15 protein-coding genes are annotated in these 12728 nt (G+C 35.4%); 7 read left to right on the top strand and 8 right to left on the bottom strand.

From position 1 onward, the window contains the following. Positions 1-40 precede the first annotated feature (40 nt). The gene (locus tag M014_RS0116510) at positions 41-907 is read right to left on the bottom strand and encodes a LysR family transcriptional regulator (protein ID WP_026592726.1); all 867 of its coding nucleotides are present in this window, start codon (positions 905-907) and stop codon (positions 41-43) included. Between the two features lie 138 nt (positions 908-1045). Here M014_RS0116510 and M014_RS0116515 point away from each other — a divergent pair, with 138 nt between their 5' ends. Continuing rightward, entirely contained in the window at positions 1046-2014 is a 969-nt protein-coding gene (locus M014_RS0116515; protein ID WP_026592727.1) for a DMT family transporter, read from the top strand. Positions 2015-2041: 27 nt separating this feature from the next. Then, positions 2042-2182, top strand: a complete 141-nt coding sequence (locus tag M014_RS28540; protein ID WP_081811067.1) for a YrzO family protein — start codon at positions 2042-2044, stop codon at positions 2180-2182. A gap of 72 nt (positions 2183-2254) precedes the next feature. Here the strand turns inward: M014_RS28540 and M014_RS28545 are convergent, their stop codons facing one another. Beyond that, the gene (locus M014_RS28545; protein WP_081811068.1) at positions 2255-2350 is read right to left on the bottom strand and encodes a DUF3948 family protein; all 96 of its coding nucleotides are present in this window, start codon (positions 2348-2350) and stop codon (positions 2255-2257) included. Positions 2351-2643: 293 nt separating this feature from the next. Between M014_RS28545 and M014_RS0116525 the strand changes: the two genes are divergently transcribed. Beyond that, positions 2644-3249: a lysophospholipid acyltransferase family protein gene (locus tag M014_RS0116525; protein WP_026592728.1), complete on the top strand. Its 606-nt coding sequence runs from the start codon at positions 2644-2646 to the stop codon at positions 3247-3249. Between the two features lie 70 nt (positions 3250-3319). On the opposite strand, the gene M014_RS28550 is transcribed toward M014_RS0116525, so the two are convergent. Next, positions 3320-3415 carry a DUF3948 family protein gene (locus M014_RS28550; RefSeq protein WP_081811069.1) on the bottom strand — a complete coding sequence of 32 codons (96 nt, stop codon included), beginning with the start codon at positions 3413-3415 and terminating at the stop codon, positions 3320-3322. A gap of 187 nt (positions 3416-3602) precedes the next feature. On the opposite strand from M014_RS28550, the gene M014_RS0116535 reads away from it, so the two are divergent. Together M014_RS0116535 and M014_RS0116540 are read left to right on the top strand one after the other, a co-directional pair. Beyond that, positions 3603-4103, top strand: a complete 501-nt coding sequence (locus tag M014_RS0116535) for a YybH family protein (RefSeq protein WP_026592729.1) — start codon at positions 3603-3605, stop codon at positions 4101-4103. A 115-nt stretch (positions 4104-4218) separates the two neighbouring features. Continuing rightward, positions 4219-5310, top strand: a complete 1092-nt coding sequence (locus M014_RS0116540; protein ID WP_026592730.1) for a hypothetical protein — start codon at positions 4219-4221, stop codon at positions 5308-5310. A gap of 37 nt (positions 5311-5347) precedes the next feature. On the opposite strand, the gene M014_RS0116545 is transcribed toward M014_RS0116540, so the two are convergent. The 5 genes from M014_RS0116545 to nirB are packed head-to-tail and all read right to left on the bottom strand — an operon-like array spanning position 5348 to position 10716. Then, entirely contained in the window at positions 5348-5797 is a 450-nt protein-coding gene (locus tag M014_RS0116545; protein ID WP_026592731.1) for a precorrin-2 dehydrogenase, read from the bottom strand. Next, entirely contained in the window at positions 5790-6500 is a 711-nt protein-coding gene (locus tag M014_RS0116550) for a sirohydrochlorin chelatase (RefSeq protein WP_026592732.1), read from the bottom strand. The genes M014_RS0116545 and M014_RS0116550 overlap by 8 nt, the downstream gene beginning before the upstream one ends. Then, positions 6497-7921 carry a uroporphyrin-III C-methyltransferase gene (locus tag M014_RS0116555; RefSeq protein ID WP_026592733.1) on the bottom strand — a complete coding sequence of 475 codons (1425 nt, stop codon included), beginning with the start codon at positions 7919-7921 and terminating at the stop codon, positions 6497-6499. The genes M014_RS0116550 and M014_RS0116555 overlap by 4 nt, the downstream gene beginning before the upstream one ends. Before the next feature lie 59 nt (positions 7922-7980). Continuing rightward, on the bottom strand, positions 7981-8298 hold the full coding sequence (gene nirD / locus M014_RS0116560) for a nitrite reductase small subunit NirD (protein ID WP_026592734.1): 318 nt from the start codon (positions 8296-8298) through the stop codon (positions 7981-7983). 12 nt (positions 8299-8310) lie between these two features. Then, on the bottom strand, positions 8311-10716 hold the full coding sequence (nirB, locus tag M014_RS0116565; protein ID WP_026592735.1) for a nitrite reductase large subunit NirB: 2406 nt from the start codon (positions 10714-10716) through the stop codon (positions 8311-8313). Between the two features lie 249 nt (positions 10717-10965). Here nirB and M014_RS0116570 point away from each other — a divergent pair, with 249 nt between their 5' ends. Beyond that, the gene (locus M014_RS0116570) at positions 10966-11337 is read left to right on the top strand and encodes a YxeA family protein (RefSeq protein ID WP_026592736.1); all 372 of its coding nucleotides are present in this window, start codon (positions 10966-10968) and stop codon (positions 11335-11337) included. Positions 11338-11899: 562 nt separating this feature from the next. Then, positions 11900-12664 carry a TatD family hydrolase gene (locus tag M014_RS0116580; protein ID WP_026592738.1) on the top strand — a complete coding sequence of 255 codons (765 nt, stop codon included), beginning with the start codon at positions 11900-11902 and terminating at the stop codon, positions 12662-12664. The last annotated feature ends 64 nt before the right edge of the window (positions 12665-12728 follow it).

Consider the following 12728-nt stretch of genomic DNA (forward strand, 5'->3'; position numbering starts at 1 on the left):
AGTTTTGTAAGAAAAAAAGACATTCGTGTAAGAATGTCTCTTAAAGCATATTGATATGATGATGCTGTTCAATTGTTTTTAAAAAGCTACGCATCGAATTTGTCATATAGGCATCTTTCCGGCGTATAAAGACAGTTGAAATGCTCCCGTACTTTTCAGGGATCGGATGGCAGTGAACTTTGCCCATAGTAGAAAGATGCCTAACAGCCGATTGTGGTACAAGTGTAATCCCAAGGCCGAGTGCAACGCTATTTAAAATGGTCTCTAGTATGTTAAATTCCATAATTCTTTTTGGAAGCAATCCTTCATCTTTGAGCCAGCGTTCTAGTTTGGAACGATATCCACATCCTTGATTAAAGACAAGAAGTGGCGTTGTAATAAATTCCTCTATATGAAAAGCTTTATTTTGTGTGACGAGGACAAGTTGCTCTGTACAAACATCGTATTGTTCTAATAATGGATGTTTAATAGGGCCTGATATAAAAGCGCCATCTAATTGATGATCGATTACTTCTTTAATAAGCGCCTCTGTTAAACCAGCTTGCAGTGATAAATCGACATTTGGGTATTTTTTGTAATAAGAAGATAGGATAGTAGGTAACGTACGTACTGTTTCGACTGTACCGATTTTTAAAATGCCGGATGGAGTCTCATTATCTAGAAATACTTGTTTTAATTCTTCAATATCTTGCAAAATTTTATGAACGTAAACAAGCATTTTTCTGCCTTCTGCATTTAATGTCATCCCTTTTTTATGGCGATAAAAAAGGGGTGTTTTGAGCTCATTTTCTAATTGTTTAATGCGTGCTGTTACATTAGATTGTACATAATTCAGCTCTTTTGCTGCGTTGCTAACACTGCCGTGGTTTGCTACGCTTTGAAAGATTTGTAAGTCTCGTAATTCCACTACGTATTCCTCCTCGATGTTAACTATCATTATAAATGATAGTTAACATCATTTTGAATCATTTTACGTGATATATTTTTTCTTTTACAATTCTCATTGTGCAATGCATCAAGAGTTACATAGAAGCGGGGGATTACGGTGAGAAAAGGCCAAATGATGATAGGAGCGCTGGCGTGTTTAATCGCAAGCATGTCATGGGGAGCAATGTTTCCAGTTGCAGATCATGCACTAGAGTATATAGATCCATTTTATTTTTCATTCATTCGTTACGGGGCAGTAACGATAGCGTTAGTTTTACTATTATTGATGAAAGAAGGCAAGAAGGCATTTCGTTTAGAAGGAAAAGGAAAGCTACTCGTCTTCTTCGGAACAATGGCATTTACTGTATATAATGTACTTGTTTTCTTAGGACAAATGTTAATGGGGAAACCTGGGGTTATGGTAGCATCTATTATGGAAGCACTTATGCCGATGATTTCAATTTGCATCTTATGGGGATGTAAGCATATCAAACCAAAAAAATATATGATGACAGGTATGATCATAGCTTTTATTGGAGCTGTTTTTGTTATTACGAAAGGTGATATGAGTTTCTTTCTTACATTGAAAGATAATCTGTTTTCGTTAGCATTTATTTTTATCGGTGTTGTGGGATGGGTAGTTTATACGATGGGGGGTCAATCCTTTAGTGACTGGTCGACACTTCGCTATTCTACATTGACGTGTTTATTTGGGACTGCTGTAACAGGTGTCATAACGATGATAATTACAATGTTAGGATATGTGCTGGTACCGAGTGTGGAAACGATTTCTATCGTCAAGTACGATTTATTGTTTATGATGACATTACCAGGTATTGTAGCACTGCTTACTTGGAACTACGGCGTAAAAATTTTATCATCTATAAACGGGATTCTATTTATTAACTTTGTGCCAATTACTACATTGGTCATTATGATGATACAAGGATATAAAATAACAATTTTTGATATAGTAGGAACACTGCTTGTTATTACAGCACTCATCCGAAATAATGTATGTCAGCGTAAAGAAGAAAATAAAAATAAGCATATTTTGCAAGAGGAGCAGTTACGCCAAGCTGTCTAATAGACAATGCATTTGGGGGATCTCTATATGTTAGAAAGTTTATTGTTTTTCTTTGCTGTTGGAATTGCCGGTGAGCTTGCAGCGATTAATCGAAATGGCCGTAAGAAGATAAAACAACAAGCAGAAATGATAAAATTGTTAAAAGAATTACATGAAAGAAAAGCATAATAAGAAAGACGACCGGGCATAGACGGTCGTCTTTTTATTACTATTTATATAAAGGGGAAAGGGGACACAAATTTATATGAGCGTAGCAGCATAAATGAAAGCTGTAAGAAGAGTCGCGCCGCTAGCTAATCCAATAAAATCTTGTTTGTTAAAAGTAATGTTATTCATAGATATTCTTTCCTTACTTGTTTAATGAATGAGTAACTGCTTTTGCATCGATCAGAGCGGAGAACATCATGCGTGTCTGCTCTTTTTCAAATGGTTGTTTGTTACTTTCTGACTTAATTGTATAAAATGTAGAGAGCAGTTACTATCGAATTAGCTTACAGAAAGATTACACTTTTGTAAGAATTAATTTTTACAAATTGTCACTTATTTTTAATACCAACTACTAAAACTTAGTGTTATAATTCTTGTAAGAGAATGATTAAACCTTTGATATGGAGAAAGGAACGAAACGAATGTATAAGCCAATTACATTTTCGTTGAAATATATATTTAAAACGGTTGGAAAAGTAGAGATTCAGGGGAAAGAAAAGTTACCTGAAGGAGGACCATATGTTGTTGCTTGTACACATACAAGCTTTATGGATGTTTTAATGTTAGCTGCAGGCATGTATCCGACAGAAATTCATTATATGGCGAAAAAAGAATTGTTTGAAAGCAAGTTTACAAATTGGTTTTTTAAGAATGTGAATGCTTTCCCAGTGGATCGTGCAAATCCAGGGCCAAGTACACTAAAAATTCCCTCCCGTTTATTAAAAGAAGGTAAAGTAGTAGGGATTTTTCCAAGTGGAACGAGATCAACAGAAGATGTTTCTTTGAAAGCGGGAGCTGTTACAATTGCAATGCGTTCTAATGTTCCGTTAGTGCCAGCTGCTTATGTTGGGCCCTCTAGTGTAAAAGAATTAATGAAAGGGAAAAGAGCACAATTGATTTTCGGTGATCCAATTCAAGCGGAAGTGGGAGAAACAGTGGATCGAAAAACAGCGATGAAAATGATGACGGATCAATTGAACGAAACATTTGAAAAATTAACAGAAACATTGAAAAAAAATAGCAAATAGGAAAAGACGACCGGGCATAGGCGGTCGTCTTTTCTATTACTATCTATATAAAGGAGAAGGGGACACAAAATTATATAAGCGTAGCAGCATAAATGAAAGCTGTAAGAAGAGCAGAGCCGCTAGCTAGTCCAATAAAGTCAAATTCGTTAAAAGTAATGTTGTTCATTATATTCTCTCCTTACTCGAATGTTTGTTGTTACTTTCTGACTTAATTGTATGGGATATAGAGAGTAGTCACTATCGAATTAGCTTACAGAAAGATTACATTTTTGTAAGAGATAATTCATTTTAGTAATCATTTTTATGATAAACTATATTGGTGGAATATTAAGGGAATTAAAAGGGGGAACATCATGGGAAAATTAAGTAAGAAAAAATACGGAGTATTAACTTGTATGGTTTTTGCATTAGGGATAAGTGGCTGTGGTGTAGAAAAAAAGAAAGAAGATGAAAATGCAAAAGCAAAAAAAGAGGTAGAAAAAGTAATTTCAGACCAAGTAAAAGCATTTAATCAGAAAGATACTGATGCTTATATGAAAACATATTCGAAAGATATATTTGTATATGATGCAATAAAAGAAGAGAATGAGAATTTATTAGATGAGTATGATGTCAAAATTACAATTGATCGGATGAAGGTTTTATCTATAAATGATAAATATGCAACAATAGAGGCAAAAACAACAGCTAAAAATAAGGATAAGAGTGTAGAGTATACAGATAATGTTGTAAAGACGCGCTTTGTATTAGAAAAGGAAAAGGATAAATGGGTCATTACAAGTCAAGGGATGTTAACTGCTGAGACATTGGATGGGAAGTCTTTATTAAAAGAGAGAACTAAAAAAGAATCTTAACATTAAAATGTGGAATAAAGAAAGAGGAAATCTAGTAATAGCGTGCATCTAAAAATAACAGAAAAGTTCATATTGTTAATTAATTTTGAATTCTATAAAATAAAGGGGATTTAATATGAAAAAAGTAGTACATATAAAGTGGGGAATGTCGTTGTTAGCGGGTGTCTTATTACTTGGGACGATGGGATGTTCTACAAAAAGTAATGCGGAGCCTAAAGAGAGTAATGTAGAAAAAGAAGTGAAACAAGCATTAGAAGAGAATGTAGAAGCATTTAACAAAGAAGACTTGGACGGATATCTAGACACGCTTTCGAGTGAGGTTTATAGTTATGAAATTTCAAAAAAAACAACAAAACAGATGTTTGAAGCACTTGATTTAAAAGCCAGTTTAAAAAAGGTAAAAGTACTTTCTTATTCGGATGATTATGCAACTGTAGAAGTGAAACAAGAAACAAAGAGTAGAATGAAAAATGAGTATTATAAAGATAATGTAACTGAATCCGTGCATACACTTGATAAAGAGGGTAAAAAATGGAAAATAAAAAGTACGGCAATAAAATCGATAAAAACATTGGATGGAAAAGAAATTAAATCTCTAAATGAATTATTTTCAGCGAATGAAAATAAAGGTAGTACTAAAGGTAGTACAAGTTCTTCAAAATCTCCTGCTGCTCAAGATAAAGAAAAGGATAGTTTGAAGGAGAAAGGTAATCAAAATCAACCTCCTCAATCAATTGAAAGTATAAGAGCGAAATATGTCGAGAATGCCGACGTTATTAAAGGCGGAACAACTGTAAATGGAAATCGAATTGATTTTGAAGGGTATACTGTACAAATTTTAGAAGGCGAATTTGATTATAAAAAATTAACTGGGGATCGAATTACACTAAAAGTAAGGATTGAGAACCGAACTGGACGGAAGATGGATACGTATCCAAACAGTACAGTTATTATACAAGATGGTAAAAAAATTCCTCCGTTAGACCGCGATAAGCTACCGAGAGTAAATGATGTATATGTTCAAGATGGTGAAGCAAAAGAGTATGTAATCAGTTTTCCAATGATCGAGGCAAAAGAGTTTGCTATTAAATTTGTAGCTGGAGCAACTTTTGAAGGCGATAAAAAAAGCCGATTTGAGGAGCATGTATTTCTCTATCAGCCTGAAAAGAAAGAGCAAGATAGCAAAAAGGATGTAAATACGTTATAAAATAAAAAAGATGAACGAGAGGATTCGTTCATCTTTTTTATTTTATAATTTGAGTAAGGCTCTTTATTAGTTTTTGTTTGATTCGTTTTGCAAAGGAGGGGCTTTTCCCCGATGTGGATATGCTTATTACATATTCATCACTGCGAATAACTGCGGGGGTATGGAAGGATGATTCTTTACCATCACTTACGACATTAATCCATTGAAATTCGTGTGCGGCCTGTTTAACCATCATATTTATATCATGGTGATTTGTAGCAGCGTAGACGAGGTGCGCATCTTTAATATCTTCTTCTGCAAATGTTTTTTGTTTCCATTTAATATAGGGAAGGGTCTTCATTTCTTCACAAATATTTGGGCTCACCACAGTGACAAAAGCTCCTGTGTTTTTTAATCCAGCTGCCTTTCTATATGCAATTTTTCCACCACCGATAATCACAACCTTTTTGCCCTGTAGATTACACATAATAGGATACATGTTATGCATATATGTATCCCTCCATTCGTTCTAATAAAGCGGCCTTCATGTAGGAATCAAATTGAAGACAATTACAAGTTGTAACGTTAGGGTATTTGTTTGCATACCGATTTATTTTCTGAAGTAATAAGCCGGTGAAAAGAAGATATGGCATGACATATACATGCCTTGCAGATGCTGCCTTTTCCTTGAGTTCATCAGTAAAAGAAGGTGTTCCCTTTGTTAAAAAGGAACAGGAAACAGGCAAGCAGAGTTTTTGCTCGACTACTAATCCAATTTGCTTTAATTCATGTACAGGCTGAGGATCACTACTACCACGGCCGACAAGTAAGATTTCACTACTTTCTATGGGCATAGCTTCACGTATTCGTTTTATTACAAGTTCAATCATAAGCGGATGCGTACTGAAAGGTGGTACAACTGAAATTGTAATGTGTGGATAGTGCCTTTTTATTTTTTCAATTTCAAAAGGAACATCACGCTTATAATGGGCCGCCGCAAATAATAAAACAGGGACAATTAAAATCTCAGTTGCACCTTCAGTGATTGCTTCTACAATCGCATCTTGGGCGGTTGGGGTTGTTAGCTCAAGAAATCCAATTTTTTGGATGTTTTCACTTCGCTCGTTTATAACGGACTTAACAAAGTGAATAAATTGTTCATTGCCTTCTTGTAACCTGCTACCGTGTCCAATATAAACGATGCCTTTCATGGTGCCACCACTTCTTTCTCATCGATGATAGCTTGCAGCTGATGATCGATATGATGGAATCCGACTTTATTTGCATATTGTAAAGTAGGTGCATCGATATAGGAAAATGGTAAATTCAAAATATCTGTGAAGCCAAGGCGGTTTACTTCTGTTATAAACGTATCAATTGCGGCACGGCCTTCAAATATGATGCTATCCCATGAGAATTCAGTCAGTGTACGTGTATGAATCTCATCAAAACGATGATCAACTTTATATTCATGTGTCATGATATAAGAACCTGTACCAATTTTTTCTTGAATGATAGCAATTCGATTAATATTTCGCCCTAAATATACGGTTGTTTCGTTTTTAAGTGTTGCAGGTACACTTAAAAGCCCATACTGCATAAGTGTTTTCTGTGTAGCGACATTCATATACTGCAATGTTGCTTGTAAGGAACGAATATCTTTTTGATATTGTGCACATGATTGGAATAAGATTGCTACACTTTCAGCTGAGCAGAAAACAAGGCGCTCAGCATTAAAAATTTCACTAATCTGCGCAGGTGTTAATACATATTCTTGTTTTTTGAAGGTTGGTATTTGATGTATTTCTGCGCCCGCTGTTTGTAACTTTTGTGCTAGTATACTTGTTTTGTTTGTTGCAGAGGAAAGTAAAACTTTTTTTCCGTGTAGTGGCTTGTGTTCTTTCCAGGCAATTTGTTTTCGTAAGGACACCACTTCACCAACAATTGTCATCGATGGATTTGAAATTTGTTCTTTTTTTACATCATCCAAGATTGTGGAGAGTGTACCTGTAACAACTCGTTGTTTTCCAGTTGTACCCCATTCAATGACTGCTACTGGTGTATCTTTTTTTCTTCCTGTTTGTAATAAATTTTCACAAATTACGGGTAGATTTTTAACCCCCATGTAGAAGGCAATTGTATCGCTATTTAAAAGAGCACTGTAATTTACTTGGGCGCTAATCGCTCCTTTTGTATGACCGGTTAACAAAGTTACACTATTGCTGTAGTTTCGGTGGGTGAGAGGAATGCCGGCATACGCACTAGCGGCAATACTAGATGTAATACCTGGAACAATCTCGTATAGAATGTTTTCTGCTGCTAAAGTTACCGCTTCTTCGCCAACGCGGCCAAAAATCGATGGATCTCCGCCTTTTAAGCGGACGACTGTTTTACCTTCTTTTGCAAACTGAATTAAATGAGCGTTAATCATTTCTTGTCGCATAATATGATTCGTTGGCATTTTCCCGCAGTATACGAGTTCACATGTTGGCTTTGTATAGCGAAGTAAATTTTGATTCAATAAGCGATCATATAAAACAACATCAGCTTTCTTTAGGCAATCTATTGCTTTTTTTGTAATCAGTCCTTCATCACCAGGTCCCGCGCCAACTAAATATACGTATCCGTTCATCTCTACACCTCATCTGTTTTTACTTGAAAGGAAGCCTAAAAGGGGCTTCCTTGTACAAGCTACATGTATATATAAATATCACCATCAATAACTTCTACTTCATATGTTTGAATACAGCCATCATCAGGCTTTTGAACTTCACCTGTTAGTAATGAAATTTTCCAGTCATGCAATGGACAGAAGACGAATTCTCCAGAAACAATCCCTTCAGCTAAAGGTCCATTTTTATGAGGACACCGATTTTCTACAGCGTGAATATCACCATTTGAAAGACGAAATAAGGCGATGGATATATCTTTAATTCGCACTTCCTTACCGATTTGCACTGGAAGGTCTTCTGCATGCATTATTTTTATTTTTTCTTTTGTTTGCAACATGTAGATCGCTCCTTACTTTACAGTTTCTACTTCATACATGGCTTTTAATGATTTGGTTTCTAGCGCTTGTCCCCAAGCTTCTTCATATGTGTTGCGGGCCTGCTGGAAACGTTCATTTAGCGTAGTGACCATGTTTTCATCTTGCAGCATTTCTTTTATATGATCTAATCCCATTCGTTCTACCCAAGGGGCTGTTCGTTCACCGTAAATACCGGTTTCACGGTAATATTGTACATAAGCTGTAGCGATGCGAAGCACATCTTCTTCTGTAGGGACAATCATTACAAAATCAGCTTCGCGAACTTCTGTACCACCGTTACCACCAATATAAAGTTGGAATCCATTTTCAACACAAACGACACCGAAGTCTTTCGTTAATGCTTCTGCACAGTTACGTGGACAACCGGTTACACCCATTTTCATTTTGTGCGGTGTATCTACCATTTCTAACGATTGTTCAAGTAACATACCAAGGCCTAATGAATCTTTTGTACCGAAGCGGCAGAAACGAGAACCGACGCATGATTTTACATTGCGAAGGGATTTCGAATAGGCATAACCAGAAGTCATATCGAGGTCAGCCCAAACTTTTGGTAAATCCTCTTTCTTAACACCGTATAAGCCGATTCGACTTGCACCTGTTATTTTAACGAGCGGCACATCGTATTTTTTCGCAACTTCAGCAATTTTCATTAAATCATCTGCAGTAGTAACACCGCCGTACATACGAGGAATAACGGAAAATGTGCCATCATGCTGAATATTACCGTTCATTCTTTCATTAACGAAGCGGGATGATTTATCATCTGCATATTCTTCTGGACGTGCCATACGCAAATAGTAGTTTAATGCAGGACGGCATTTGGAACAGCCGTCTTCATGTGCGAAACCAAGGACGTTTCGTACTTCTTTTGGTGATTTTAATCCTTTCTCATGAATTGCTGCGACAACTTCGTCACGCGACAAAGTTGTACATCCGCACATACCTACATTTTGAGCAGATGCATCAAAGCTATCACCGAGTGTATGGGATAAAATTTGTTCGACAATAGGACGGCATTTTCCGCATGAACCAGCAGCTTTTGTACACCCTTTTACTTCTTCAAAGGTGTTTAAATCTTGTTCTAAAATGGCATGAACAATTGTTCCTTTTGTAACACCATTACATCCACAAACAGTGTCGTCAGCACTCATACTTGCAACGTCAAGGCCATTCTCTTCGCCAGCTCTATGAAGAAGAGAAGCTGGTGTGTATTCTTGTATATCTTCTTCCTTTTTTAACATACTAAAGAGGCGTGTACCGTCAGCAGTATCTCCATATAAAACAACGCCAACGACTTTATTGTCACGAATTAATACTTTTTTATAGGAACGAGTACATTCATTAAAGACGGAGATTGCTTTTGCCCTATCATCTTCATAAATTTGTCCAGCAGAAAATAAATCACATCCTGCAACTTTAAGTTGTGTACCCACAATACTTCCTGCATATCCATCTGTTTGTGAGTTCGTTATATGTTTTGCTAATACGGTTCCTTGTTCATATAGAGGAGCAACAAGACCATAAGTAATACCATCATGCTCTGCGCATTCACCAACGGCATAGATGGATTCATCATCTGTTTGCATGTAATCATTTGTAACGATGCCGCGATTTACAATTAAACCAGCATCTTTTGCTAACTGTGTATTAGGTCGTATTCCAACAGCCATTACCACTAAATCGCATGCTACAATACTATTGTCTTCAAATTGAATTCCTTCAACATGGTCAGTACCAAGAATTTTCACCGTTTTCTTTTCCATAAGAAATTTCATGCCTTGTGCTTCTAAGTCTTCACGTAGTAATGAAGCAGCTTTAGCATCAAGTTGTTGCTCCATTAAGTAAGGCATTAAATGAACAACGTGTACATCCATTCCTAAGTCAATAAGCCCGCGTGCTGCTTCTAAACCGAGCAATCCTCCGCCAATGACAACGGCTTTTTTATATTGCTTAGCAGCATCTATCATAAATTGGGTATCTTCTATTGTCCGAAAACCTGTAACACCTGGAAGTTCTGAACCTTCAATAGGTAAAATAAAAGCGCTAGAGCCCGTTGCAATAATGAGTTTGTCGTACATAACAATTCGATTCTTTTCTGTAACAATAACTTGTTCTTCACGATCAATATTTTTTACCTTTTCATTTGTATAAAGTGTAATATCATTTTCTTCGTACCAACTGTATTCGTTCATAATGATATCTTGGATATTTGTTTTTCCTTGTAAGACGTGAGATAGCATAATACGATTGTAATTTGGATGAGGTTCATCACCAAAAATAGTAATGTCATAAAGCTTCGTATCTTGTTTTAAAATTTCTTCAATGCAGCGAATGCCGGCCATGCCATTCCCGATCATGACTAAACGTTTTTTCATATTCATTTCCCCTCTTAAATGTGAAATGTTTAACAATCTTGTATACTCGTATTATAAAATCTTTGGAAAATGGAGGGTGTGATGTTTATCACAGTTTTGGAGGATTCACAAATTGTTAAAAATAATATAAAACCTCACTTGAATTCTTACAAAAATGTAAGGGAAATGTAAGAGGATTGAATGGCATAATTGAGCGCTTCTCTTTAAAATAAGTTTATAGAACACATATTGTGTGAGGAGGTTACTACCTTGGGGTGGGAAAAAGTAAAAAAGCGAGTGATTATTACTGGAATTGCGATAGTAGCTGCGATTGTACTGCTCCTACCAACACAGTTTGGTCCAGTAATTGATAAATATAATCCATTTTATAAAACGAAGGAATATTATACGGTTGTAAATAGTATCGGTCAGCACATTGGCGATGATTGGTACGAATATGAATTTGTTGCATATGACGAAAAAGGAAGAGAACAAAAGATAAAGAAAACTGTAAAACATATGCTAAAAAAGGATGAAACATTGAAAGTTTTCGCAAAAGGACGTTATGGTGAATCGTTAGTAGAGATTGAGCCTCAAAATATACCTGTGCAGGCGAGAAGTAAGATTATAGAGACGAGATAAAGTAAACTTTTCATGTGTGAAATACTTGTAAGAGTAACTATTGAATTACATTACAGGTACCTTACAGTTTTGTAATGTATGTGTAAGATAATTCAATAGTTGTTATTTATGAATTCTATTACAATACAAGTAGAAGGTTTAAAAATATAACTTTCTGTTTGAAATGATGATGAATGTTTGAAAACCAACTAACTATTGAATAAGCCTTATCTCATAGAGAGATGGGGCTATTTTTTTAAACCTTACAACATTGTAAGGTTTACGTAAGTTAATTCGATGGCTTGTTTGTCATATTTTTTGCATAATAGAAAAAGATAAGAAATTAGGGAGATACGAAGAAGGGAGAAGAATGGGATGCGAAAAGAAGAAGTAGTGAAGTTTCAGATAAAAGATTTCTGTAGCTACTTTACTGTTGCCGCAATATGTATTGGACTTTTTGATATAATTACAAACTTAATTGTTAAATAATATAGATGATAAAACAAGAAGGAGATCCCTTCTTGTTTTTTTATTGCTTTTCATGTGGAATAGCATATTAAAATAGATGTGAGAGGTGATAGGAATGAAGTGGATTGATAGTCATATACATTTGGACCAATATGAGAATAAAGAGCAAATGAAATTAATTGATGATGTGAAAAGAAGTGGTGAGATTGATGGATTAGTTGCAGTATCAATGAACTATCATTCTTGTCAAAAAACATTATCTTTAGCAAAACAATATCCATTTGTATATCCGGCACTGGGGTTTCATCCAGAACAGATGATTAATAAAAAAGAATGTGAACAAATTTATAAGTTAATTGAAGCAAATGTAGAACGACTTGTTGCGATAGGGGAGGTTGGTTTACCATATTATTTACGGCAAGAAAAGAAAGATATTGCAATAGACCCTTACATTGAAATATTAGAGAGGTTTGTGGCTTTAGCAAAACGGTACGACTTACCAATTGTGTTACATGCAGTTTATGAAGATGCTGATATTGTATGTGATGTACTTGAACAGTATGAGATTTCACGTGCGCATTTTCATTGGTTTAAGGGAAGTAATGAAACGATGGAACGAATGATTCAAAATGGATACTACATTTCTATTACACCGGATATTATACAGAAGGAGAAAATTAGAAAAATCGTATCGTTCTATCCGCTAGAATATATAATGGTAGAAACTGATGGACCATGGCGGTTTTATGAGAATGTCATGACGCATCCAAGTATGATTCAAGATGTATTAAAAGAAATAAGTTTGATAAAAAATATTCCTATAGATAAGGTTGCAGAGAAAATTTATGAAAATACAGTTCAATTTTATTTGAAAAGGTAGTAGATAAAAGGTCTCGCTTATATTTGGAATAAACAATGCCAAGCACGAGTTGATGCTTGGGATT

The organism is Bacillus sp. UNC437CL72CviS29 (assembly GCF_000482345.1).
Taxonomy (GTDB): domain Bacteria; phylum Bacillota; class Bacilli; order Bacillales; family Bacillaceae_G; genus Bacillus_A; species Bacillus_A arachidis.

What these genes read in the sequence shown, in the direction of transcription:
- M014_RS28540 (WP_081811067.1), top strand. Translation starts at nt 2,042, where the DNA reads ATGTTAGAAAGTTTATTGTTTTTCTTTGCTGTTGGAATTGCCGGTGAG.
- M014_RS28545 (WP_081811068.1), bottom strand. Translation starts at nt 2,350, where the DNA reads ATGAATAACATTACTTTTAACAAACAAGATTTTATTGGATTAGCTAGC.
- M014_RS0116525 (WP_026592728.1), top strand. Translation starts at nt 2,644, where the DNA reads ATGTATAAGCCAATTACATTTTCGTTGAAATATATATTTAAAACGGTT.
- M014_RS28550 (WP_081811069.1), bottom strand. Translation starts at nt 3,415, where the DNA reads ATGAACAACATTACTTTTAACGAATTTGACTTTATTGGACTAGCTAGC.
- M014_RS0116535 (WP_026592729.1), top strand. Translation starts at nt 3,603, where the DNA reads ATGGGAAAATTAAGTAAGAAAAAATACGGAGTATTAACTTGTATGGTT.
- M014_RS0116540 (WP_026592730.1), top strand. Translation starts at nt 4,219, where the DNA reads ATGAAAAAAGTAGTACATATAAAGTGGGGAATGTCGTTGTTAGCGGGT.
- M014_RS0116545 (WP_026592731.1), bottom strand. Translation starts at nt 5,797, where the DNA reads ATGCATAACATGTATCCTATTATGTGTAATCTACAGGGCAAAAAGGTT.
- M014_RS0116550 (WP_026592732.1), bottom strand. Translation starts at nt 6,500, where the DNA reads ATGAAAGGCATCGTTTATATTGGACACGGTAGCAGGTTACAAGAAGGC.
- M014_RS0116555 (WP_026592733.1), bottom strand. Translation starts at nt 7,921, where the DNA reads ATGAACGGATACGTATATTTAGTTGGCGCGGGACCTGGTGATGAAGGA.
- nirD (WP_026592734.1), bottom strand. Translation starts at nt 8,298, where the DNA reads ATGTTGCAAACAAAAGAAAAAATAAAAATAATGCATGCAGAAGACCTT.
- nirB (WP_026592735.1), bottom strand. Translation starts at nt 10,716, where the DNA reads ATGAAAAAACGTTTAGTCATGATCGGGAATGGCATGGCCGGCATTCGC.
- M014_RS0116580 (WP_026592738.1), top strand. Translation starts at nt 11,900, where the DNA reads ATGAAGTGGATTGATAGTCATATACATTTGGACCAATATGAGAATAAA.